We start from the raw sequence: 20,556 nt of genomic DNA, 5'->3' as shown, positions 1-20,556 counted from the left end.
AAATATAGATAGGGGAGTGTTATCTCCCCTATCTAGTTTTTTGATTCGGCTTCTGCCTCTTCCTCAGCGATTTTCTTTTCTACCGTGGGTGTAACCTCATTAGGGAATGCACTGTAGTAGGCTTTTTTGCCAAATACGCCACTCGCAAGCAATACTTTTACAGCCGTTTGAATAAAGTCGGTTAACTCATATTCTTCTGAATCAATCAACTCTTGAATCTTTTCTTCGTAAAAGTCTTGCGTACGTCTACCATTGTCGATGTGTTGCATCCCAATGGTGTATACCTGAATCATGTCGAATAATGATAGATTTCCTGTTGACATCATACTCATGATAGGCTTATGAATCTCTGTTTCTAACATTGCTAAACGTTTTACATTAAAATAGATTGTTTCGTTGTTGCCAAAATAGTTACAAGATAATACTTTCATTCATTCTCTCCTATGCTTGTTTTAAATCAGATAATGGCCCTACACCATTCAATGAGCCTTTATAAGTCGCCACATCGTCATGCGGAGCCTCTAAGGATAATTCTGTAATAGATGCCCATCCAGTCACGTAGGACTTATCAGGGTACTCAAATTTTAAATTGATTTGTTGGTCATCAAGGAATGCTTGATTGATTACTTGCAAGCCCTCATCGTTTGGCATAACTAATGTATCCAAATCAATTGACCATTCTTTTAAACCTTGCAACGTGGATTTCCAACCGCCACTACCTTTGTGAGATGCGTCAATAGAATCTGCTTTACGTGATAATGTACCACCACGTTGGCCACCGACTAGCAACCATTCTGCCCCTGTAGTTTCATTCGTGCCTGTGTTTACATAAATAAAATAATTCTTACCTACCGTAGGCATGACTTGTGCCTTAGTAGGTGCTAATGCTTTTTTCTTTGGTGTTACTGCTGTTACTGTTTCATCAGCCATGTTGTTCTCCTTTACTTAATTACCAAATATCTAAATCATCAATTAACGAATACAGCTTGCACCGTATCGTATATTGACTGCCTACCAACGGTCGTATACTGTCAGCATCGCCAATTCTTCTTTCAACGACTAGATCCATCAGTTGATATTTCTCATCCAACACACAATAGTGTTTATCTAGTTTTGTTACTCTCTCTCGTAAATGAGTAAGTGCCTTGTCTACCGTTGTTTCTAACTCCGATAAACTAATGTACCCATCTTCTAACTTCGGACTATCTTCACGAACCCATACCTCAAGGTATACCGTCACATCAAGAGTTTTTGTATCCTTAGCATTCCCCAAAGCCTCATCACCACGCATAAGGATAACGTGGCCACCAATTCCCACATCTAAGTGTCGTGGTGGAATTGCTCCAAGGCTTACTTCAACATTTGAATTAACCTCGTTTATTGCCCCTTTAAGGGCTGTCAATGTTTCGTACCACATATTACCCCCTAAATATGCGAATCGTGCGGTAATTCGACCGTTTTCCGCTTATATTGTCGCCTGTTAAATCTTCGGCAGTGAGTTTTGCCTCTAACTGTTTAATGCGTGCGTCATATGTTTTGGATTTGTTCGTGTAATGGTCATCCCCATTTTGTCCTCGATACGGTGTGCCAATTGCACCGTAACCCTTTTTGATACATACCTCACGATATGCATACATGGTTAGTAATTCACGCACAATAAAGGAGTAGGCGATGTCCTGTCGCTCTACTCCTAATTTGCTTGCAAAATAAAATAACCATTCATAGGCTTTCGTCATAATGTCCTCTGAGACTTCACGCCCTACTAACTCATCGCCTAGTCGTATGCTTTCGTATATGTCTTTATCTAAAGTTAATGGTGTAATTGTGCTCGTCCCTGAGTTCACTGCTAATCACCTCTTTCAATGCCGTTTTCGTGTACTTCGCAAAGATATTACGTATATCATCCTTTTTATTTTTCAACGCATTAAATAAGAATGGATCAGATTTAGTGCCGGGATGATGTACTACCCTTGCAAATTGAAAGGCACCGCCTCCTTGTGGTGCCCATCTCAATGCTTTTTTATTCTTAGGGAATATACTATGCGGAGCTGTTCCATCATGGACAAATGGCCCATGCGGTGCTGATTGTGAATCAATGTAAACGATACCGCTATTTTCATTGAACTTTACGTCAATAGAACGCTCTAATTGCCCTGTACGACTGATAAACCTATGATTGGTCTGTGCCTCATCTTGCACCTCGATTGTACTAGCCTTTATTGCTTGACGTAATCGTTTCTGAAATATTGCGTTACCGCTACTCATTGCCCTCAGCTACTTCTTCGGCTACTTCTTCGGCTACTTCTTCGGCTACTTCTTCGGCTACTTCTTCATTTTCTTTCTTAGCACGTTTCGGCTTATCTTCACGTTCTACTGTGTAGCCTTTTTCCTCGAACCACTCTAGCAAGTTTTCATTGTCTGTCTCACCTACGCCATTAATGAACTCTACAGACGCAGAAATACCGTTGTAATCTTCTAATGGTGCATATACTTTTGCCATGAGTTACCTCCTATTTAACTTTAATATTGCGTAATACGCCTGCGGCCTTTGTTGCTTTTAATACAACACCTGCCGTCATCTCAACCTCGCCACGTTTCACAGCTCCAGCTGTATTGAAGTCTGGCAACCATGAGCGTACTGGTGCTTGACCCGCCATAGAAATAGCATGGAATCCATCTAAGCCAAAACGTACTGCATATAAGGATGTAGTGCCATCGCCTGCTTTAGTAGAAATGACATCATCATTAGTGCCTGCTTTTGCTCCTAAGTCAATCAATGGAATGCCATCATACGTAGATACTTGGCGACCAAATGCATCTGCAGTTTGCGTATACATAGATGTACGGCGTGCTACTGCTTTAATTTTGTTGATTAATTTAGAATTACCCATCAATGCACCTGGGCGACCATCTAACGCAGATAAGAATTCGTCTAATTGGTCTAAGAATTTAACAGCATTCTCTGTTACTTTGTCAGATGTAGATAAATCAATTGCTTGCCCTGTAGCATTGATTTCTGTAGAAGATCCTTTCAATGCTTTCTCTAACCCATCAAACGCATGTGTACCTAATGCAGAATCGCCATTAATTACTGTGTCATTAAATAATGCGGATGCTGCCTTAATCTTTTGTTGAATTTGTAACTGCACTTCATCAACAATACCGCCCATTTTAGCAATGATACGGTCGATTTCAAATGCTCCGCCAAATACCGCTAAATCAGCAGTGTAACGTTGGCGTGTCACTTCTTGTGGCTCGTACTCATGATTGATTTCACGGAAGGATGCCGTTGGTTGAGTCAATAAACGTGTATACGCATATGTCAACGTTGCTCCACCACCTGTAGGAGATACCACATCATCAAATGTCAAAGTATCCCATAAAAAATTGGATTTTCGGAACTCATCAATAATCCCAATCTGCAAATCTTCTTGCACATTCTTTTTTGCCTCAGCTAATGTAACTGCCATGTTTGTTCTCCTTTAATTAAATTACTCTTGAACCCCAATCGCATTCGCAATTGACGCTCTTAATCCCATAGGTTGGCCACTGTCATTATTTCCTCGGTTATGACCACTACCTGCTTTTTGCGTACTTTTTACAGCCCACGCATTGCCATCAAGCCATGCTTTTGCACCATCAGCGATAGAATGTGCATTGCCCTTATCATCTGTATAAGAATATGCCCCGTCCTCGCCTACGGTAACTTTTGGAATGATTAATTGTGCTAAGGTGTTCGGTTCTACTGCGTTATGTTTACTCAATGCATCGACAACTTGCGTCATAATCTCGGACTGCACCCGTTTATCCTGTTCTTCTTGTCTTGCTTTCTCTGCGTCCTCATACTGTTGCTGTAATTTCTTCAAATCATTTTGCAATTTGGCAATATCAGCACCACTATTCGCACCAGCAGATGTAAAGCCCTCTAACTTAGTCTTTAAATCGTTCTGCATTTCCGTTAATTCTTCGACTTTCTTCTTTTCGTCTTTCAACGATTGCAATTGAGCATTGAATTGTGGTTTACTTACGTAATTCTTGCCATAATCTGCAACCACTGCATCCGCTTGTTCGTCCGTTAATCCTAGTGCTTTTAATTCTTCTTTTGTCATGTCTTGACTCCTTTCTAATTCACGTTTCGCTTGTTTTTCGTGAGCCACACCTCACGTATACTGTCTTGTTGTTTTTCGCCTAACAATACCAAAACGGCAATATAAAAGCACCCATAGGCTAGTACCTAGAGTGCTAATTACCGATTATATTCTTTTAATTTATTAATTATTGCTTCATGTGTATATCGACATTCTTCTTGACGTTGTTTGACGTCTGCCCGTGTTTCTTTCCATTCGACCACACAAGCATATAGCAACATCAACAACACGATGAATGCAATGCCCCATGTGGCATATAGCATAAATGCAATGTATCCCATCATTTTTTGACCTCATTCATTATTTTATACGCCACACCACACACCACGCATATCAATGCAAAGACTCCAATTGCTAAGCCTATATAGAGCGGTGCAAACAATATGTAATATGGCATTTCTGTATATCCACCATTTTGTAAACATATGAACAGTATTTGTGCAAGTAACAACGTTTTCATTGTACCTCCTTAATTTGTGCATGAAAAAACCACCTACCTAAGTAAGTGGTTAATATCCAAATTTTTTAAACGCCTCTTCTATTTCAGCTTGATATTTTTCATCCATTTGTAATCGTTTAAATGTCTCATCAATTCTTTTTTGACTTTCCCTGCACTCTTCTTCTGTTAAAAACCTCTCTGGATAATTATTAAAATCATCAAGATAATCGTACTTTATTTTATCTTCATTGTTTATTCGTTTGTTCAACATACCTCAACACCTTCTTTTTATCCATTTCTTTCAGTACTAAAGCAACAACCTCATGTGCTTCCAATTGTGTGCTATTTATGTTTTTATTATACAAAAACTCAAATAGATTGGCAAGATGATCTCGATTGCCTTTAAAACCCCCAACATAATAAAGGTCACCCAATCCTGTGTATACAACGCCACCTTTTACAGCATTTCGTTTTAAAAATAAATAAATATCACCTCTTGAAAATCCAGTGTTATTTGGGTGATTGTGAATTATTATTGTAGAATTTTTATTTTTCCTATCCCAAAAATCGCTATGAATAGGGACTTTACCATCATGTTCTATCCCTAATTTCTCATATATTAACTTTCCTGTCTTTGTATCAATTATTCCAACTCGCTCTACATCCTTACCTTGTACCGCATTAATACCAGTCTGTATTTCGTCATATATTGCTTTTTTTAATTTATCATCAACCGGCAATTTATTTACATGGTTAATCATTTCTCCATGGATTTTTGTTTTCTCCGCCATATAAGGTGCTGTATGCATCGTATGTTTCATTGGCTTTATTTTCTTTCTATCTCCCCTTGTAACAGGTTGATTCAACATATCGACATTAGGCGTTCTCACTCTAAACCATTCATCATCCCACCCTCGTAAGTGGTCTTGCCATCGTGCCTTACCCTCCAGTACTGCCAATCGACCGTATACACCTAGCAATCGTTCTTGTTCTTTCACTGATAGCCTTTTAATTAGATCCATACCACCATCATTGATATTCTCCTTAGGTGTAGAATTATCAATCATGCCATCAACGATAGGCTTTAAACGGCACATACAATGCGGATGTGCTGGCAACGTTGGTGCTTTATCCTTAGGGTAAATACCTTTACCCATGCCATATAAGTCTGCATTTGCGTAAAAATCGCAAATATCAAATACTGGATGTCTAGTGCCTAGTTTCCATTGAAACGCCACTATGTCATCATCATCCTTGTACCTAGATACTTGACCATCAGCATATGCCCTTGCAGTCTCTGTACGTGCTATCCTCTCGGCATGGTATCGTGTCTTTTCTTCCGTGGCAATCTCTATCGCCTTATCTAGCTTTTTTTGATTGTCACTCTCTACAGCCTTAATGACTTCACTATATCCTGCCCTCAGTCCTGCGGTGGTTCGCTTGCTTACTTGCCTTTGTACTTTTCTTAGCAGTTTTCGCTTTTCTTCTGCACTAGTATCTATAGGGAGGTTTGCCACTTGCTCCATGAATTGTGGCAAATCAGCCGTATCAATCACACCTCGGTTGAATAATTCGCTAGCTATCTTCTTATTGGTGTTGCCCTTGCCAATAGTAGCCTTGAGTATATCGCCTACTTCCTTACGTACGACTTGCCCTCTTGTATGTAGCCTTGTAGATAAGTTCAAATTGTCTTTCGCCCACGCCTTTTGCATTGCGGTAGATATGGATTCACTAGTATATGGAATAGTACCAGTATCGACCCCTACCGCCACACCTGCATTGATGTAACCGCTTGTAAAGGCTTTCACCATATCATCAGCTATCGACTCTTTCATGCCATCCATAACGGGGTATAACTTGTATGCCTCGTCTATTGCACTGTTCACATCGAACCCTTGTGTCAGTAGATAAGCGACTACATTTTTAAACCCACTAATTAAGGTGTCTATCTTTTGGCTCGTCTTGTCCATCGCCCTCATCATCTCCGCCTAATGCTTGCAACATACTAGCATGATTCAATAGATTACTATACTCGCTATCTTGTTTAGCTTGAGCCGTACTTTCCTCAACCTCTTTCACGATTGTATCGTATATATCGGGTTCGATATTAGGCATATATGCCTCTAGTACTTTCTTGGCCACCTCTACAGTAAACGCATTGGATCCAAGGTTCAAATCAATAGCAGATTGTGCTTGCCCTAATGATTCCGTTACATCATTAATGCTAAAGTCTCTCGGATACTCACATGTGAAATCCGTTGTTTCCCCTGTCCATAATTCGAATAATTGTACTATCTTTCGTTCAGCACTCTCACATTGTACGGCAAAGTCTGCCAATCGTTGATTAATTCGTTGAAAGTCCCATTGCTTAGCTACACCACTTTTTGCGGTCTGAACCCCCACTACACTATCCATGCCACTCATTCGATATATCTCTTGAATGTGTCTGTCCATTTGGTCAGTTAACATGTTAGCAGGTGAGGCATCGGGAGAAATAAAAGCAGGTGCTTTAGAACTCTCAGCAGGATATGCCAATAAATTGTCCGTTCCTATCGTCAAATTATCCGTCATATTCCCATCATCGGGGAATGTCAGAATACTAAATGCTTGGTCTACTAGTAACTGCGTATGCCATGAGCATAATTGATAGAGTGAATAATTCGTCTGTGCAATACTGATAAACTCGCTCGGAGGTTTAATCACATTAGAAGGTGTAGCACGTCCGAACCACTGTACGATAGGTACCACACCTAATCCATGTACACCTTGATGTATCACATCATCACTATTCATAGTTAGTGTCTTATAGGTCGACCATGTTTCCCTGTCCCATCTATGGTAGATGTATTGCTTTCCTGCCTCTGTAAACTCTCCAACTTGGCGGAATACAAAATCAAGAATTGCTCCGTTATCATCCAACTTCCACGACATCACATCACTCGGCAATATCTCCGTAACGAATGGATAGTTCTCATTCGTAATATTCCCCTGTAGAGTCGTAGCCACATCCTCTGTGTTATTCACTAAGATATATACAACTCCATACAGTTTAGCCATAACCGCAACACGTCTCATATACTCCTGTAACCGTGTTCCTGCATGGTCTGCGTTCTCCAAGAATAAATTGAATAACGGATTATCCTTGTACTCTCGTTTGATTTCATCTTTGAATATCGGATCTACAGTAGCATCCACCACTGGCCTTGTATAATTCCAATAATACGCCAAGGATTGACGTTTAATATAATTGTCTATGCTTTCCCTTGCATGCTGTTGTATGCCCTTGCCATAGCTGAATATACCGTTACCATGATAGGCATCTCTGAGTAGTGTATATTCATCAACTTTCACCGTTTGCTCGTTTACTCTATCTGCCATTGTCTCACCCCTTAATATAAGTTAACTCGACCACTACGCAATGTAGGGGCGTTGATTTTCTCAGCAACCCCTGTCAATGCGTCTGGTGCGTCATCATGTTCGTTCTTGCCCTCTCGTTGATACCGTAGTATTGCCTTGGCAAAGTCTTTCCATCGTTCCTGCCAATCCATAGGCATATAGATGTGATCCATAACCCATGTTGCCTGTGATAGAATACGGCTTTCCTTGTTCTTAGATTGATGGAAAGCGACTATCTTTGTACGGTTGCTGTTGTAAACTTCTTCTAAAATTCGCCTTACACTCCGAACAAATCCACGGCCACCGTTATTACTTTCTATATCAGCAATCGCCACATTGTACTCATATATTGTCCTTGCCACTTGTGGCTCGGTAATCTCCATCGATTCTTTCGTATAAATCACATCAAGTATATATGCCTCGTTCTTATATACGCCATAGGTAATACTGCATAGGTAATCCGCTCCTTGGTCTGCGGTATCCGTATAGCTTTTAATGCTCTCAAATGGTGGTAATGTATCGTAGGTTTTAAACCCACTATACAAGCACCCTTTGAGGTCAATTGGTATTTGCTGATAGTTCGCACTGGCTATATCTTCACCCATAGCCGATACCTTATCACGATATGAATCATGGCTTAATACTTCATCGCATAACATCGTGCCATCGTCTTGCAAGGCTTTCATCGTAATCACCTTGGCACGTTCCCCAAAGTGTTCTATCGCTCGCCCTGCTAAGTCATCACTGGCCCATCGTGTCATGATTATAATGATTTTACCGCCCTCTTCTAACCGTGAAAGCATGGTGTTAGTGAACCAATCCCAATGCTTAGCCTTTACGTTCTCGTTATAAGCCTCTTCCGCATTCTTTATGATGTCATCTAGTATCAGCAGACTAGCACCGAACCCTGTAGCAGTACCACTCGGAGATGTTGCGAGGTAACTATTATAACCGCCCTCTAGGCTCCACATGTCCATACTGCCATCACCACGTTTAATGCGTGTATTAGGGAATATATCACTATATACGATTACATCTTTGTCCGCCTTAATCATCTGAATGTCATTTCTGACGTTCTTCGCAAATGTTGTCGATAGTGTGGTGTTATAACTTCCTGTCATAATCTTTTCGTGTGGATGTGTTCCCAGTATCCACTTGACTAGCATTTGAGCACTCCGACTTTTTCCATGACGGGGAGGCATATTCATGATTAATACCTTAGCTTGCTTATCTTCATAGAACTGTTGTAACTCGTGGCATAGATCCACAAGGTACTGTCTATCTTTTTTGTAAAAGTCGCCTGCCATAAGGTTGCAGAAATAAAAGAAATCACGTCTAGCTAATTCTAAACGTGCTTGATGTAATATATTCGCCTTATTCATCGCCTATCAACTTCTTAATGTCCTCGGTAGTCACCCCATCAAACGGGTTGTTGATGTCAGCCTTTACCTCGACCTCGCTATAATCTCGTTGGCTTAATAGCTGTTTACCTAAGAATATCGCCATGGCGGCACTTTTCTCCGCTAACTTCATTTGGTAACGGCGTAGTGCAATTTTGCCTTGTTGTGAGTACGTTTTATATGTCTCCGCAAAAGTCATTTTATAAGTTCGCTTGCACCATCTTTGAATAGTATCCTCGCTACAATTGAAGAAACCAGCAATCTCTACAAGGGTACACTGCAATCCGCATAACTTTTCAAAGTTATCTTTATCAATTTTAATTGTAGGTCTCCCTGTTCTTGCCATATCAACCTCTCATGAACTCATTAAATGTATCAGCTTGATTGAACTTTCCATATTTTGTAATCGTTGTTGTTTTGCTTTCTCTCGCTTTAATGCCTCGGCTAGTCATACATGAGTGGTTTGCTTTAATCACAACAATTACATCATTTGTTCCTGTTGCTAATTTAATAACCTCCGCAATATCTTCGCCAATTCGTTCCTGTAGCTGTAACCGCTTACAGCACATTTCCGCAATTCTTGGTAACTTTGATAAGCCTAACACTTTACCATTAGGAATATAACCAATATCAATAGTCATGTCATACATTAATGCTAAGTGATGTTCACAGTAAGAAAAAGACTGGATCCCTTTTACTGCTACCAGTCCGTTTGTATCCACTTCAAACGATTTACCAAACATCTTCGCTATTTCTTCATTTGAATATTTCATTCCCTCTAACACTTCGCCATACATCTTAGCTACTCTCATTGGAGTATCTTTGAGTCCCTCTGAATGAATATCAGCACCTAGGCCAATAAGTAAGTCTTTTACCGCCCGCTCTACTTTGTTCTTATCCATTTATACCCCTCTTTCGTTTACATCCCATATATACTTATGGATCTGTAATTGTACTCGTACATCCTGCATGTTGTTATCTTTCATAAACTCTACAATCTCTCTTGCTGTTATTTCTTGGTAGCTAGGAGATAGGTATATATGAGCTTGTATATCGTGAGTTTTAATAAATTCATATGTACGTTGCAAGTCCTCAATGCTACCTACAACGAACTTTACTACATCATTCTTGTGTAGATTTAAAAACGCCTCTTCTTTCATCTTTGTTTCTTCATTAGATGTAGGGCATTTATAATCTACGGTATAAAATATGTTTTCAGCTCTGTATGTAGGAATTACACTACCATTGGTTTCAATATTAAACTCATAATCTTCACCTAACAGCTTTATTAACTCAATAACTTGTGATTCTTGCAATAATGGCTCTCCACCTGTGATTGTTACATACTTGTTACCAATTGCTCGTACTGTTTCTGCTACTTCTTTTACATCAATAACTGTATACTCTCCGCCCTCATAGCTATATGGAGTATCACAATACGAGCAACGCAGGTTACATCCGTATAGTCTTACAAATGTACACAAATATCCTTGTCTTGTTCCTTCACCCTCAATGGAGCTAAATATCTCAATCACGTTCATATGTTGCTATATTCCCCTCTGACTCTTGAACTTCTACCTTGTAGCACATTTCACCTAATGTATCGCAAATCCATTTAGACATATTCTCTGCTGTTGGGTTTACTTCCACAATGTCGTTTATATGTTGGTGGTCTAGTACATCGTGAATTCGTTTCTTGATATGAGTAAAATCCATCAACATTCCGTTATGATTTAATGACTCACCTTTTAGGTATACGGTAACGATCCAATTATGCCCATGTAAATTTTGGCATTTGCTTTCATAATCCAAATTCAATTTATGAGATCCTGCAATCTCCATTCTTTTTGATACGTAATACATTTTTACTCCTTTATCGCTGGGTCTTTAACATCATTACTTTTAAAAGCGTTAATTCTATCGATGCAAGTGCCACATTTACCGCAAGGTATATCCTCGCCGTTATAGCAACTCCATGTCAATTCGTACGGTATTTTAAGTTCTATCCCTAATTTGACAATTTGCGATTTATTATAATTTACAAATGGGCTTTTGATTTCTACTTTTCCATAAGTAGCAATCTTAATTGCTTTATTCATTGCTTTAATAAACTCCATAGAGCAATCAGCATAAGCATTTCCTGCGGCATCATCAGCATGATTACCCAAATAAATACAAGCTTTACCTTCATTTTCTGACAAACTCATTCCAATAGTCGTTGCAATAGATAATAACAAGCCATTTCTAAACGGTACATAAGTTTCTAGAATATTACCATTGTTTTTCTTTAACTGTTCGTTATAACTTCCCTCTTCAACATCTTTTGTAGAGCAAGCTAAAAGAGAACAATTAGAATAGGTCATAAATTGTTTAATATCAAATACTTTATGATTTACCCCATAGTAATTTGCGATTTTTTGTGCAGCTCTTAATTCTTTTCCGTGTTTTTGCCCGTAAAAAAAAGACAAAGACAAAACATTATCTTTACCAAATTCTTTTACAGCCAATGCAAGAGCAGTTGTGCTATCAACGCCACCACTCGATAAAACTATAACTTTATCCATATATCCTCCTTATAGATGTATATCTGCATACTTTTGAAATTGGATCCAACCCTGTAAGTTAATTTTATCTACCGCCTTGTAGTCCTTAACTCGTTTACCATCAGGCCTTTTTTTTAAAATAATTTTCTTACCATCAAAATAATGTACCTGTCCGAAACGCCGACCACTTTTAAACGATGTGCTATCAACGCTAAAGAATGGTAATTTATCTATATATTTCATACTTGTGAACCCCAAGCCATGGACTTTTACATTGTGATATCTGGCATAGTCTAACAGCTGTTTAACCTTAGCAAATTCAGGTTCCCTAATTTCTTTTGTAACAAATCCCCCAATCGCTATATAGTCATATTCTTTGCACAATTTCTTAAAGCAATTAATTCCTCTTGATTTGTGCCATACTGGTATACAACGCTTTCCAGTACCAGCCTCTAGTTTTTTTCTCATTTCAAGAACTTTGTCTATACCGTGTATGCTATCCGTATCTAGTTCAAAGAAGTATTGAACATTATATTTATTTATGAAGTCTATGTAATTATTTAGATACTCATCAACATTAAATGCTTTGTGTTTTTTTGCATTTATAAAAGTAAAAGCACCACTATCCAACAGGAACATATCAACCTCTTTCATTAATTGAAGTTGAATAGGTTTCTTTAAGTAGTAATAGCTTTCAAGATAATATTTAGGTTTGCTTTCTTCTATAATAAAATCAGGCTCGACGTTCGCTAAAAATACTTTCATTATTTCACCGTAAACGCATGACCACACTCAGGGCAAACAACAGTATTAGGTTCTTTCGTTTTACTTTCATGGTCTTCTAAAAAGTCTGTGATATCAGGCTCTTCCATAGTACTAATAAAACCAAACTCTTCCATATTAAAATCTAAAAAATCTAATTCAAGTTGTAGTTTATTTAAGTCCCATGTAGCAATTTCACCAACTTTATTGTCAGCCAAACGGAATGCTTTTATTTGTTCTTCCGTCAAATCGTCTGCCACAATACATGGCACTGTCTCCAGTCCTAACTTTTTGCTTGCCATATATCGTGTATGCCCTGCGACAATCACATTATTTGCATCTACCACGATTGGCACTTTAAATCCGAACTTTTCAATACTATTAGCCACATACTCCACAGCCTCAATATTATTCCGTGGATTGTTCTCATACGGCACTAGATCATGAATGCTTAACTCTACAATATTCATCGTAATATCTGCCCTTTCTTCGATTTAATCTTTCCATGCACACGGTGTACCATATGCACATCTGCACGCATGCTATCATTAGGCGTTGTGAAAGTCTGACAACGACCATCATATGCGATGTCCCTAGCAGTACATACGCCATGCTTATTGTTCAAGCATTGTTTCTTGCAACATGCTATTTTTGTCAAACCCTCACCACCTTTCACGCAATACAAAAGGACGCCCATTTCTAAGCGTCCTTGTACATTATTTCATTTCTTCTTGTAACTCTTCTAGCTTTTGCCTTGCCTTGTCTATATCTTTCTTTACCAATGCAGAAAAGGCTTTCACTACTTGCCACTCATCTTCATGTAGTCGTAATTGGTGGCCTTGTCTAGCCTCGCTATACCCTTTACGCCATCCGACCTTGCGACCTGCACCTTCTCGTGCTCCACCTCTAGGCATTCTTATCACCTAACCAAATTCTATAAAGATAACCAATAAGTGCCCCATTAATCCATGAACTCCAACTGATGCCCTCATAGAAGTTAGATACAAATGCAACGATTGCTAACACCCACAATAGTTTTTGTGTTCTTGTTTTCATCATGTTTGACGTGATACAATTGAGATACATTGGGGGATTGCTCCCCCTCTGTATACCCTCTATAGGTTATTTACGTTTTCGCCGTTGATTCCTTTTAGAGGGTTTTTTATTTTTCAAAATTTGATTTAATTTCTTGTATCCTTGATATGCTCCAGTTATTACTGCAATCATATTAGCAATGAATGAAACTATTTCAAACAATGAATCATAAAACTCTTTCACGTCTTCACCTCCTTTCTATACTTATATTATACCACTTTATGATTAAAACGTAAAGATAAATAATAGAAAAAAGGTACAAAAATAGCACTATCCCAGCTAATGGATAATGCTACTTTCGATTGGATATATATTTTACTGAAAGGAAATGTAATTTATGAGTTCCAACTGTTCCCACTTATCACATTTTATATTATATCACAGTCAATAGGTGTATTTAGGTGTATTTAGGTGTATTTAGGTGTATTTGTGGGGGAAATTTCATGAGATTTCACATAAAATTGAACCAACGCCTCAGAATGCCACTGCTTAACAGTATCATACGATTTCGTTATGCTTTTATACATATGTCTCAATCGTTGCCCGCTAATGTATACTCGTTTCAATATCACTCTTAATATACCGTCATCAATTTTATCAATGATTCGCAATGTCTGCAACTCTAATTCTATCGACCTTTGTTTATACTCTTCTAATTGGTCGTATAATTCCTGTAATTTATTTAGTTGTTCTATTGTCGGTGCTTGGAATCCTCCACCACCCTCTCCGCTTAGGCTAGATCCATTTAGTTCTTTCGGTCCCATCTCTCGTTCTAATTTTTTAATCTGATAACTCGCCCATTTGCCTTCCTCTCGTATCTCCCACAATTTACCTAATTCTGCCTTTGCCCATTCTCGTTGTTCTTTTTTGCTTAATTCCATGTACATCCCCTTTACCTTAACACGCACGAATACCACCCCATCATTTGATAGGGTGGTTTTGTCATATCTTCTAATTATTAAAATGGCAATTCCTCTCGTGGTTCAGTATTGGCCATCATATCAAAATTGCCTTGCCCCTGTGGCTGTGGTGCTTTTGCATAACCTGTACAGAAATCTGCTACCACCTCAGTAACATATCGTTTTGAGCCATCCTGTGCCTCATATGACCGTGTTTGTAATCTACCTTGAACAAATACCCTATCGCCCTTTTGGAATTGGCTGAAATATTCTGCTTGCTGTCCCCATGCTACACAATTTACAAATGCCGTAAACTCTTTCGCCTCGCCATTCTGTTCTTTGTATGTATTTGTGGCAGCCACTGTAAACGTTGCTACCTGCTTACCATTAGCCGTATATCGTAACTCAACATCTTTTGCTAAATGACCCATTAATTGAACACTATTCATCGTCTGTTTCCTCCCATGATACTTCTACATAATCTAAATTTGGTTTCTTTACATCATGATAGATGTAATCTTTTAAATGCCTAACCCATTTAGGATTATCATTTTCTAACACTCCAGCTTTCACCATGCCATCTAATACGTATTTTTTGGCAAACGCTATATTGTCGCTGTCGTGCCTGCCTTTTACATGCCATCTAAACGTCATATCTACCTTGCGTTTTGGTTTATTACAGTTAGCATATAAGCACTGTTTTATGACTATATTCGTTAATTTCTTCTTAATGCTAGAGGCAATTATTCTGTTTGTGCGTTCGCTGTCTATATAATCGTTCAGATATACAAAATCACATCTAATGACAATCATATTCATACGTCCACCCAAATAATCGCTTGCTCGTACATGTCGTATAATTCTTCAAACTCATCCTTATTGAGTACAGGCTTTAACTGTTTGAGTAATGGTAATGTCTTATACTTTATCTCCCAAAACTCTTCATCGTTGTTGCCTGTCCAATATGCCATGGTCATGATTAAATCTAAGGCTTCCGCTTTCAATTCTTCTATTTCATACTCTGTCATATCTATACTCCAGTACTACCGAATCCACCCTCGCCACGTTCAGTAGTAGATAATTCTTCTACCTCTTCAAATTCCACTTTCGGAACAGGTACGATAATTCCTTGTGCTATTCTTTGTCCAATTAAAATAGTATCGCCACCAAGTACATTTTCATATAATGCGTGAATTGTACCTCGATAGTCACTATCTATGACCCCTACACTATTTGCCATTCTTAACCATGTTTTTTTGCCAATGCTAGAACGTGGGAATAACAACATTACATGCCCTTGTGGTATCTCCATTGCTACCCCTAAATTGATAGCACGCACTTCCGTTTCTGAAATAAATACATCTTCTGCACTGTAGAAATCGAATGCACCAGATCCATCTGTTGCATATGTTGGAATCTTTCCGTTTGGATGTGTTTTTTTAATTTTTATTTTCATAGTTACTCCCACTCCTCAAATAGTTCCGTTTCAAAATTATCTAAAATGTATTTCATTTTATCAAATGCAACCCACATTTCATCCGAATATTTGCAAGCATTCAACACTTCTGCATAATATTGTTCTTTATCATTACACATACTACCTAATATTAATCGCAAAGAATTATATTTCATCATGTCATAACAATCAACTTCACAATAACTCGTGGGAATTGCCTCATAAATTTCTCTACAAATTTTATAAACCGCATATGTTTTTCCTTTCATTGGCATATCAACATAACCATACATTAATGCCATTTCATATGCTTGTTTCATTACATATGCTGCACTTTTGCTTAATTCATCTACTTCCCATTTTTTTAACCGCATTTTACCTCCTTATTGTTTAACTGATCTTTATTTGAAACCCTCTAACCATTAATTTATACGCCTTAACAACACCAACACGCCTTGCTTTTGGCTCTTTGAAAAAATCTACATAATCATAAATTCTATGAATTGTTTTTGCTAAATATAGTAATTTATTGCCGTTATAACGATTAAGCGGTTCTATTTCATCCATATCATCACTTTCCTTTATTCTTTCTAATTAATCCCATCACAACCAAATCAACCGCCTTATCTATTCCGACAATTCGTTTTTTAGGCCATTTACTTCTTAAATATCCTGCCCATCTTCCCGTGCAATCGAATAATAATTTTTTCTGTAATCCTGCCCATTTTAATAGCATGGTGGATGTTACTTTCACATTATCACCCCCATAAATTATTAATATGATGCCTTACCATCTCACGCACATACTTCAACTGCATTAGAAACACTCTTGAACACGGTTCAATATCCACATTGTGATCCAACTGATTAATACAACATGTCAATAAACTTTCAACAAGCATTAGCCGTCTCACTGTTTTCTTGTGACCCCAAGCATATTGTGTACTTTGAATATAAAAGATGATTTGGCTTGCTAACTGTAAATTTGCTGTTATAGATTCTTCCACTAAATCCGAATACACTATTGGTGGTATTTCTTCTTCATCATTCTCTTTCGCCCATTCTTTCGCCTCTTCGATGTCCAATTCCTTAATCGTCTTAGGAATATATTTATGCACTTCGTATAACATGTCATTCAACTCGGTTACACATTCACCAATGATTCGGTCATGCTCCTGTACTATGTCATTTCGCATTGTTCCACTCCTTAAAACAACGGTTCTTGCCACTCATTAACGGCTAACATCTCATTGACTGCTTTATTGTAAAATTCCTTGGAAACTTCAAACCCATAACTGCTACGCCCTAATTCTCTAGCACATCGGAGTGTAACCCCACTCCCTGCTACTGGATCTATAACTACATCGCCCTCGTCTGTAAATAACTCAATCAATCGCTTAATTACATTTGTAGGCTTTTGAGTAGGGTGTACTTTTGGCACGTCTTTCTTCTTATCTCGTTTCCATTCCATCCAATCAAATATCATTTTCTTGTTGTTATTAAACTTCGGCAATTTGTCACGGTAGAGTATCAATGCATATTCTGTCGCCCCTACTGGTCGCATGTTAGCCTTTAATACTTGCGATGAATAATTTTTGATGAAGAATAACGGAATGTAGTTTTTAAATCCTTGTTTTTTGGCATATTCAATAATCATCGGAATCTGTTGAAAGCTACAAAATACAATCATACAAGGTGCTTTTTTTCTTTCTTTCGGCTCTTTCTTCAACAACCGATTGCAGAAATGGAAGTACTCGGCAATATTGAAATTGTGGTCAGTATTGAAAAATGCCTTGCCTGCTAATTTACTTTCGCCATTTTTATTATCTCCGCCGTTATACCACATCGGATTACTCGCATACGCATTATCACCTAAATTATAGGGAATATCTGCAATTACTAACTGTGCTTTTGGAATCCCATACCGTTTGTAGTTTTGAAAGTTATCGCAATATAATTCTGTCTTGATTTTACGTTCTGTGTTCACTGATTCGCCTCCAGTACTTGCTATCGAATTTCTTATGCATGAGCCTGCATGCTCTGTGTTTGTTTCTTTGCCACCGCTTTAGCATATTTGTTCTTTCTCCTACATTTATCACTACATGTGGTTGAGTTACTTCGATTATTCCCGAATTTCTTCCCACACACTACACATGTATGCGTATATTGGTAATATCCATCTTGTACTCTCTGTTCCTCAATTTTCTTCTCCATTCCTTGCAAAATCAATACTTGCCCAATCGTCAAATTCTGTTTACGGTGAATCCGTTCACATTCCTCACACCGTTCAATGTGGTTGTACTTTGGTAAGAATTGTTTGCCACAATCTACGCATGTTATTTTCTTCGCCATATCTCTGCTCCTTTTATCAATCCTAAAAAATACCAACATCTACCATTTTTTTATAGATGTCACTCTTTTTTTGTTCGATTCGTTCATCTTTTATCAAATTCGAATATATCAAAAGTGAATAGAACCATTTAATACACTGTCTTTCAAAATGCCTTGTTGCTTCTTTTTTGTATTCATCAATGAATATGCTTAACCTATTTACACAATGATTACATTGTTCTTCCAAAAAGTTATATTGATTTAATGTTAAGCTTTCCGCATAATCTTTAAACATTATAATTTCAGTGTTTATATCATTCGTACCATTCAACACTTTAATCTTCCGCTCCAAGAATGCGATTGCCTTTTGCAAATCCTCGACCTCTTTCGATGGGTCTTTGAATCCTGCTCTCGCAATATACTTGACCGCATTCCCTGTATGGTAATCCAATCCTTGGTCTTCGATAAATTCCCACACCTCAATTTTCCCTCGGTTGTAATAGGATGGATTCTTTACGTTGTCACTCATTACCTTTCTCCTTTCGCTTTCATTCTTCTGTAATCTTCACCTTTTAGCTGAATGATTTTACACATCTCAAGCACACGTGATGTAATTCGCTTTCCTTGTTCCCCTAGCCGTTCCTTTACTTCTTGCAAAGTACAATTGCTAGTTATGATTGTCATGCTGTTACTCAAATACCGTTGATTGATAACGAGGTACAACCGTTCTGCTACCCATTCGGTGGCTTTCTCTGCCCCTAGATCATCCAATACTAAGCAATCTACGTTGTACAGTGCTTGCAGTATCTCAAAATCATCGCCACCCTCTCGTAGACATCTACGCAGGCTTTCCATTAATTCAGGCACTACCACGAATAAGCCTGTTCGCCCTCGCTCCATCCTTTTCTTGAGCAATCCAATGGCAAGATGTGTTTTGCCTAATCCACTAGCACCGAATATGTACGCTCCTTGCGTGCTTTCATTATTGGCTAGTGTAATCATATAAGCATGTGCTTTCTCACTCTCTATGGTGCGTTTTTCGTAGTTTTCTAGTGTGGTTTCTGCATAAGATGTAGGAATGTTTGCCCGTAATGTCACTTTCTCTAGATCCTTTTGATTCCGCCACACCCCATATAAGCCACATTTCAGCACATATAATTCGCCATCATCATGCATGCGTGTCATTATGCCTTTAGTTCTACAGCCTTGCCCTCCAGTGCATTTTTTACACATTCGCTTGCTTTCGATATACTGATTTGCCCTTATATCAAATAGAGGTCTATCAGTTGCTCCCTCTACTAACTCCACTTTGTCATCTTGTAGGTAGGCTCTGAGTTCTAACTCATCATAGATAGAGGTCGGCATATTCATCTTGCTTAGGTTCAATCGCTCCATCAGTGCTTGTACGTTTATTGGATCCACCCCCTTTGTCAAAGCTGTTTCTGCTCCAATTCCTCGCAGTAGCTTTCCAATCTTTCATCGGGTTCTTTCCGACTTTCCACCCATTACCCTCGTAGTAATCAAAGAAACGTTCTACATCTACTTGCAGATTATGTTCATCAACGTAGGTTTGTATTTCTGACGGAGTAGGTTTCACAAATACCTTTCTTGTTGCTTTCTTCTTTTCTTTCGCAGGTGGTGATTCCCCCTCTACTAATACGTTAGTATTAGTAGATAATAGTCTAGTCTTATCTAGTCTATGTATGGTATCACCTTGCGTATACCCTTGTGTATACTCTTGTGTATACTCTTGCGTATACTCTTGCGTATACTCTTGCGTATACTCTTGCGTACCTGTGGGGAACGCAAAAGGTATTATTTCATAAATGGTTGATTGTCTTCCTGCTCTAGTTTTAAAATCAATACGTCCATATTGTTTAAGTACATTTCTAGCTTTGATTATGGATTGCTTAGACAATCCAGTATCTAATTCAAGGCTTGAACTGGCGACATTAAATTCTTGTTTCCATCCACATTTGTTGTTATAGTGCATTAATGCGTACCAAAGCAATCGGGCTGAATAAGAAACATCTGGATTATACTGTAGCCATTCGTGGAATGAATTGAGCTCGTTTAAATACTTCATA

At 38.3% G+C, this 20,556-nt stretch carries 38 protein-coding genes; all 38 read right to left on the bottom strand.

The annotated features are described in order from the left end of the window. Positions 1–32: 32 nt before the first annotated feature. Positions 33–431, bottom strand: a complete 399-nt coding sequence (locus EO117_RS06025) for a hypothetical protein (protein WP_126939579.1) — start codon at positions 429–431, stop codon at positions 33–35. A gap of 10 nt (positions 432–441) precedes the next feature. Beyond that, positions 442–930, bottom strand: a complete 489-nt coding sequence (locus EO117_RS06020) for a phage major tail protein, TP901-1 family (RefSeq protein ID WP_126939578.1) — start codon at positions 928–930, stop codon at positions 442–444. 19 nt (positions 931–949) lie between these two features. Next, the gene (locus tag EO117_RS06015; RefSeq protein ID WP_126939577.1) at positions 950–1,417 is read right to left on the bottom strand and encodes a hypothetical protein; all 468 of its coding nucleotides are present in this window, start codon (positions 1,415–1,417) and stop codon (positions 950–952) included. 1 nt (position 1,418) lies between these two features. Continuing rightward, positions 1,419–1,844 (bottom strand): hypothetical protein, encoded by a 426-nt coding sequence (locus EO117_RS06010; protein WP_126939576.1) that lies wholly within the window; start codon positions 1,842–1,844, stop codon positions 1,419–1,421. Beyond that, a complete protein-coding gene (locus EO117_RS06005; protein WP_126939575.1) occupies positions 1,801–2,265 on the bottom strand; it encodes a hypothetical protein in 465 nt (154 codons plus the stop codon). The genes EO117_RS06010 and EO117_RS06005 overlap by 44 nt, the downstream gene beginning before the upstream one ends. Continuing rightward, entirely contained in the window at positions 2,258–2,500 is a 243-nt protein-coding gene (locus EO117_RS06000; RefSeq protein ID WP_126939574.1) for a hypothetical protein, read from the bottom strand. Before EO117_RS06000 ends, EO117_RS06005 begins: the two co-directional genes overlap by 8 nt. A gap of 10 nt (positions 2,501–2,510) precedes the next feature. Beyond that, the gene (locus tag EO117_RS05995) at positions 2,511–3,470 is read right to left on the bottom strand and encodes a major capsid protein (protein WP_126939573.1); all 960 of its coding nucleotides are present in this window, start codon (positions 3,468–3,470) and stop codon (positions 2,511–2,513) included. Between the two features lie 21 nt (positions 3,471–3,491). Beyond that, positions 3,492–4,109, bottom strand: a complete 618-nt coding sequence (locus EO117_RS05990) for a hypothetical protein (protein ID WP_126939572.1) — start codon at positions 4,107–4,109, stop codon at positions 3,492–3,494. Between the two features lie 137 nt (positions 4,110–4,246). After that, positions 4,247–4,432, bottom strand: coding sequence for a hypothetical protein (locus EO117_RS05985; protein WP_126939571.1), 186 nt, complete (start codon positions 4,430–4,432; stop codon positions 4,247–4,249). After that, positions 4,429–4,608 (bottom strand): hypothetical protein, encoded by a 180-nt coding sequence (locus EO117_RS05980; RefSeq protein WP_126939570.1) that lies wholly within the window; start codon positions 4,606–4,608, stop codon positions 4,429–4,431. Before EO117_RS05980 ends, EO117_RS05985 begins: the two co-directional genes overlap by 4 nt. Before the next feature lie 49 nt (positions 4,609–4,657). After that, on the bottom strand, positions 4,658–4,858 hold the full coding sequence (locus EO117_RS05975) for a hypothetical protein (RefSeq protein ID WP_126939569.1): 201 nt from the start codon (positions 4,856–4,858) through the stop codon (positions 4,658–4,660). Then, positions 4,833–6,557 carry a hypothetical protein gene (locus EO117_RS05970; RefSeq protein ID WP_126939568.1) on the bottom strand — a complete coding sequence of 575 codons (1,725 nt, stop codon included), beginning with the start codon at positions 6,555–6,557 and terminating at the stop codon, positions 4,833–4,835. Before EO117_RS05970 ends, EO117_RS05975 begins: the two co-directional genes overlap by 26 nt. Continuing rightward, entirely contained in the window at positions 6,520–7,965 is a 1,446-nt protein-coding gene (locus tag EO117_RS05965) for a hypothetical protein (protein WP_126939567.1), read from the bottom strand. Before EO117_RS05965 ends, EO117_RS05970 begins: the two co-directional genes overlap by 38 nt. A gap of 11 nt (positions 7,966–7,976) precedes the next feature. Then, a complete protein-coding gene (terL, locus tag EO117_RS05960) occupies positions 7,977–9,365 on the bottom strand; it encodes a phage terminase large subunit (RefSeq protein ID WP_126939566.1) in 1,389 nt (462 codons plus the stop codon). Further along, a complete protein-coding gene (locus EO117_RS05955) occupies positions 9,358–9,729 on the bottom strand; it encodes a hypothetical protein (RefSeq protein WP_126939565.1) in 372 nt (123 codons plus the stop codon). Before EO117_RS05955 ends, terL begins: the two co-directional genes overlap by 8 nt. A gap of 1 nt (position 9,730) precedes the next feature. Beyond that, positions 9,731–10,285: a GTP cyclohydrolase I gene (folE, locus tag EO117_RS05950; RefSeq protein WP_126939564.1), complete on the bottom strand. Its 555-nt coding sequence runs from the start codon at positions 10,283–10,285 to the stop codon at positions 9,731–9,733. Next, positions 10,286–10,924 carry a radical SAM protein gene (locus EO117_RS05945; protein ID WP_126939563.1) on the bottom strand — a complete coding sequence of 213 codons (639 nt, stop codon included), beginning with the start codon at positions 10,922–10,924 and terminating at the stop codon, positions 10,286–10,288. Beyond that, entirely contained in the window at positions 10,911–11,246 is a 336-nt protein-coding gene (queD, locus tag EO117_RS05940) for a 6-carboxytetrahydropterin synthase QueD (protein WP_126939562.1), read from the bottom strand. The genes EO117_RS05945 and queD overlap by 14 nt, the downstream gene beginning before the upstream one ends. Positions 11,247–11,248: 2 nt before the next feature. Further along, positions 11,249–11,947 carry a 7-cyano-7-deazaguanine synthase QueC gene (gene queC, locus EO117_RS05935; protein WP_126939561.1) on the bottom strand — a complete coding sequence of 233 codons (699 nt, stop codon included), beginning with the start codon at positions 11,945–11,947 and terminating at the stop codon, positions 11,249–11,251. Between the two features lie 9 nt (positions 11,948–11,956). Continuing rightward, positions 11,957–12,691, bottom strand: a complete 735-nt coding sequence (locus EO117_RS05930) for a hypothetical protein (RefSeq protein ID WP_126939560.1) — start codon at positions 12,689–12,691, stop codon at positions 11,957–11,959. After that, complete coding sequence (locus EO117_RS05925) at positions 12,691–13,158, bottom strand: ParB N-terminal domain-containing protein (RefSeq protein ID WP_126939559.1); 468 nt, start codon at positions 13,156–13,158, stop codon at positions 12,691–12,693. Before EO117_RS05925 ends, EO117_RS05930 begins: the two co-directional genes overlap by 1 nt. Continuing rightward, the gene (locus EO117_RS05920; RefSeq protein WP_126939558.1) at positions 13,155–13,346 is read right to left on the bottom strand and encodes a hypothetical protein; all 192 of its coding nucleotides are present in this window, start codon (positions 13,344–13,346) and stop codon (positions 13,155–13,157) included. Before EO117_RS05920 ends, EO117_RS05925 begins: the two co-directional genes overlap by 4 nt. 58 nt (positions 13,347–13,404) lie before the next feature. Next, positions 13,405–13,602, bottom strand: coding sequence for a hypothetical protein (locus EO117_RS05915; protein WP_126939557.1), 198 nt, complete (start codon positions 13,600–13,602; stop codon positions 13,405–13,407). A gap of 208 nt (positions 13,603–13,810) precedes the next feature. Then, positions 13,811–13,966 (bottom strand): hypothetical protein, encoded by a 156-nt coding sequence (locus EO117_RS09225; protein ID WP_164727506.1) that lies wholly within the window; start codon positions 13,964–13,966, stop codon positions 13,811–13,813. A 224-nt stretch (positions 13,967–14,190) separates the two neighbouring features. Further along, complete coding sequence (locus tag EO117_RS05910) at positions 14,191–14,664, bottom strand: hypothetical protein (RefSeq protein WP_126939556.1); 474 nt, start codon at positions 14,662–14,664, stop codon at positions 14,191–14,193. A gap of 77 nt (positions 14,665–14,741) precedes the next feature. Further along, positions 14,742–15,131 carry a single-stranded DNA-binding protein gene (locus tag EO117_RS05905; RefSeq protein ID WP_126939555.1) on the bottom strand — a complete coding sequence of 130 codons (390 nt, stop codon included), beginning with the start codon at positions 15,129–15,131 and terminating at the stop codon, positions 14,742–14,744. Further along, positions 15,124–15,495: a hypothetical protein gene (locus tag EO117_RS05900; RefSeq protein WP_126939554.1), complete on the bottom strand. Its 372-nt coding sequence runs from the start codon at positions 15,493–15,495 to the stop codon at positions 15,124–15,126. Before EO117_RS05900 ends, EO117_RS05905 begins: the two co-directional genes overlap by 8 nt. 2 nt (positions 15,496–15,497) lie before the next feature. Further along, the gene (locus EO117_RS05895; RefSeq protein WP_126939553.1) at positions 15,498–15,710 is read right to left on the bottom strand and encodes a hypothetical protein; all 213 of its coding nucleotides are present in this window, start codon (positions 15,708–15,710) and stop codon (positions 15,498–15,500) included. Positions 15,711–15,712: 2 nt separating this feature from the next. After that, the gene (dut, locus tag EO117_RS05890) at positions 15,713–16,138 is read right to left on the bottom strand and encodes a dUTP diphosphatase (RefSeq protein ID WP_126939552.1); all 426 of its coding nucleotides are present in this window, start codon (positions 16,136–16,138) and stop codon (positions 15,713–15,715) included. Between the two features lie 2 nt (positions 16,139–16,140). Next, the gene (locus EO117_RS05885; RefSeq protein ID WP_126939551.1) at positions 16,141–16,512 is read right to left on the bottom strand and encodes a hypothetical protein; all 372 of its coding nucleotides are present in this window, start codon (positions 16,510–16,512) and stop codon (positions 16,141–16,143) included. Between the two features lie 16 nt (positions 16,513–16,528). Further along, positions 16,529–16,705, bottom strand: coding sequence for a hypothetical protein (locus tag EO117_RS09220; RefSeq protein WP_164727505.1), 177 nt, complete (start codon positions 16,703–16,705; stop codon positions 16,529–16,531). A gap of 4 nt (positions 16,706–16,709) precedes the next feature. Continuing rightward, positions 16,710–16,892: a hypothetical protein gene (locus tag EO117_RS05880; protein ID WP_126939550.1), complete on the bottom strand. Its 183-nt coding sequence runs from the start codon at positions 16,890–16,892 to the stop codon at positions 16,710–16,712. Positions 16,893–16,896: 4 nt separating this feature from the next. Next, complete coding sequence (locus EO117_RS05875; RefSeq protein ID WP_126939549.1) at positions 16,897–17,334, bottom strand: hypothetical protein; 438 nt, start codon at positions 17,332–17,334, stop codon at positions 16,897–16,899. A gap of 11 nt (positions 17,335–17,345) precedes the next feature. Continuing rightward, on the bottom strand, positions 17,346–18,125 hold the full coding sequence (locus EO117_RS05870; RefSeq protein WP_126939548.1) for a site-specific DNA-methyltransferase: 780 nt from the start codon (positions 18,123–18,125) through the stop codon (positions 17,346–17,348). Between the two features lie 32 nt (positions 18,126–18,157). Next, positions 18,158–18,490 carry a hypothetical protein gene (locus tag EO117_RS05865; protein ID WP_126939547.1) on the bottom strand — a complete coding sequence of 111 codons (333 nt, stop codon included), beginning with the start codon at positions 18,488–18,490 and terminating at the stop codon, positions 18,158–18,160. Between the two features lie 22 nt (positions 18,491–18,512). Next, on the bottom strand, positions 18,513–18,998 hold the full coding sequence (locus EO117_RS05860) for a DUF3310 domain-containing protein (RefSeq protein ID WP_126939546.1): 486 nt from the start codon (positions 18,996–18,998) through the stop codon (positions 18,513–18,515). Further along, positions 18,998–19,840, bottom strand: a complete 843-nt coding sequence (locus EO117_RS05855; RefSeq protein WP_164727504.1) for an ATP-binding protein — start codon at positions 19,838–19,840, stop codon at positions 18,998–19,000. Before EO117_RS05855 ends, EO117_RS05860 begins: the two co-directional genes overlap by 1 nt. After that, entirely contained in the window at positions 19,815–20,555 is a 741-nt protein-coding gene (locus EO117_RS05850) for a hypothetical protein (RefSeq protein WP_126939544.1), read from the bottom strand. Before EO117_RS05850 ends, EO117_RS05855 begins: the two co-directional genes overlap by 26 nt. Position 20,556: the final 1 nt, after the last annotated feature.

This window comes from Veillonella sp. VA142 (assembly GCF_003992135.1).
Lineage (GTDB): Bacteria > Bacillota > Negativicutes > Veillonellales > Veillonellaceae > F0422.
Note: the sequence above shows the minus strand (reverse complement) of the source record. Positions and strands in the feature narration are given on the sequence as shown.

Excerpts from the sequence above, each read along its gene's own strand:
- EO117_RS05915 (WP_126939557.1), bottom strand. The coding sequence starts at position 13,602 with ATGCCTAGAGGTGGAGCACGAGAAGGTGCAGGTCGCAAGGTCGGATGG.
- terL (WP_126939566.1), bottom strand. The coding sequence starts at position 9,365 with ATGAATAAGGCGAATATATTACATCAAGCACGTTTAGAATTAGCTAGA.
- EO117_RS06000 (WP_126939574.1), bottom strand. The coding sequence starts at position 2,500 with ATGGCAAAAGTATATGCACCATTAGAAGATTACAACGGTATTTCTGCG.
- EO117_RS05995 (WP_126939573.1), bottom strand. The coding sequence starts at position 3,470 with ATGGCAGTTACATTAGCTGAGGCAAAAAAGAATGTGCAAGAAGATTTG.
- EO117_RS05860 (WP_126939546.1), bottom strand. The coding sequence starts at position 18,998 with ATGAGTGACAACGTAAAGAATCCATCCTATTACAACCGAGGGAAAATT.
- EO117_RS05965 (WP_126939567.1), bottom strand. The coding sequence starts at position 7,965 with ATGGCAGATAGAGTAAACGAGCAAACGGTGAAAGTTGATGAATATACA.
- EO117_RS05875 (WP_126939549.1), bottom strand. The coding sequence starts at position 17,334 with ATGCGAAATGACATAGTACAGGAGCATGACCGAATCATTGGTGAATGT.
- EO117_RS06005 (WP_126939575.1), bottom strand. The coding sequence starts at position 2,265 with ATGAGTAGCGGTAACGCAATATTTCAGAAACGATTACGTCAAGCAATA.
- dut (WP_126939552.1), bottom strand. The coding sequence starts at position 16,138 with ATGAAAATAAAAATTAAAAAAACACATCCAAACGGAAAGATTCCAACA.
- EO117_RS05895 (WP_126939553.1), bottom strand. The coding sequence starts at position 15,710 with ATGACAGAGTATGAAATAGAAGAATTGAAAGCGGAAGCCTTAGATTTA.
- EO117_RS05955 (WP_126939565.1), bottom strand. The coding sequence starts at position 9,729 with ATGGCAAGAACAGGGAGACCTACAATTAAAATTGATAAAGATAACTTT.
- EO117_RS05885 (WP_126939551.1), bottom strand. The coding sequence starts at position 16,512 with ATGCGGTTAAAAAAATGGGAAGTAGATGAATTAAGCAAAAGTGCAGCA.
- EO117_RS05925 (WP_126939559.1), bottom strand. The coding sequence starts at position 13,158 with ATGAATATTGTAGAGTTAAGCATTCATGATCTAGTGCCGTATGAGAAC.
- EO117_RS05865 (WP_126939547.1), bottom strand. The coding sequence starts at position 18,490 with ATGGCGAAGAAAATAACATGCGTAGATTGTGGCAAACAATTCTTACCA.
- EO117_RS09220 (WP_164727505.1), bottom strand. The coding sequence starts at position 16,705 with ATGGATGAAATAGAACCGCTTAATCGTTATAACGGCAATAAATTACTA.
- EO117_RS05985 (WP_126939571.1), bottom strand. The coding sequence starts at position 4,432 with ATGATGGGATACATTGCATTTATGCTATATGCCACATGGGGCATTGCA.
- EO117_RS06015 (WP_126939577.1), bottom strand. The coding sequence starts at position 1,417 with ATGTGGTACGAAACATTGACAGCCCTTAAAGGGGCAATAAACGAGGTT.
- EO117_RS05850 (WP_126939544.1), bottom strand. The coding sequence starts at position 20,555 with ATGAAGTATTTAAACGAGCTCAATTCATTCCACGAATGGCTACAGTAT.
- EO117_RS05930 (WP_126939560.1), bottom strand. The coding sequence starts at position 12,691 with ATGAAAGTATTTTTAGCGAACGTCGAGCCTGATTTTATTATAGAAGAA.
- EO117_RS06020 (WP_126939578.1), bottom strand. The coding sequence starts at position 930 with ATGGCTGATGAAACAGTAACAGCAGTAACACCAAAGAAAAAAGCATTA.
- EO117_RS05970 (WP_126939568.1), bottom strand. The coding sequence starts at position 6,557 with ATGGACAAGACGAGCCAAAAGATAGACACCTTAATTAGTGGGTTTAAA.
- folE (WP_126939564.1), bottom strand. The coding sequence starts at position 10,285 with ATGGATAAGAACAAAGTAGAGCGGGCGGTAAAAGACTTACTTATTGGC.
- EO117_RS05990 (WP_126939572.1), bottom strand. The coding sequence starts at position 4,109 with ATGACAAAAGAAGAATTAAAAGCACTAGGATTAACGGACGAACAAGCG.
- EO117_RS05975 (WP_126939569.1), bottom strand. The coding sequence starts at position 4,858 with ATGTTGAACAAACGAATAAACAATGAAGATAAAATAAAGTACGATTAT.
- EO117_RS06025 (WP_126939579.1), bottom strand. The coding sequence starts at position 431 with ATGAAAGTATTATCTTGTAACTATTTTGGCAACAACGAAACAATCTAT.
- EO117_RS05900 (WP_126939554.1), bottom strand. The coding sequence starts at position 15,495 with ATGATTGTCATTAGATGTGATTTTGTATATCTGAACGATTATATAGAC.
- queD (WP_126939562.1), bottom strand. The coding sequence starts at position 11,246 with ATGTATTACGTATCAAAAAGAATGGAGATTGCAGGATCTCATAAATTG.
- EO117_RS05945 (WP_126939563.1), bottom strand. The coding sequence starts at position 10,924 with ATGAACGTGATTGAGATATTTAGCTCCATTGAGGGTGAAGGAACAAGA.
- EO117_RS05910 (WP_126939556.1), bottom strand. The coding sequence starts at position 14,664 with ATGGAATTAAGCAAAAAAGAACAACGAGAATGGGCAAAGGCAGAATTA.
- queC (WP_126939561.1), bottom strand. The coding sequence starts at position 11,947 with ATGGATAAAGTTATAGTTTTATCGAGTGGTGGCGTTGATAGCACAACT.
- EO117_RS05855 (WP_164727504.1), bottom strand. The coding sequence starts at position 19,840 with ATGAATATGCCGACCTCTATCTATGATGAGTTAGAACTCAGAGCCTAC.
- EO117_RS05980 (WP_126939570.1), bottom strand. The coding sequence starts at position 4,608 with ATGAAAACGTTGTTACTTGCACAAATACTGTTCATATGTTTACAAAAT.
- EO117_RS05905 (WP_126939555.1), bottom strand. The coding sequence starts at position 15,131 with ATGAATAGTGTTCAATTAATGGGTCATTTAGCAAAAGATGTTGAGTTA.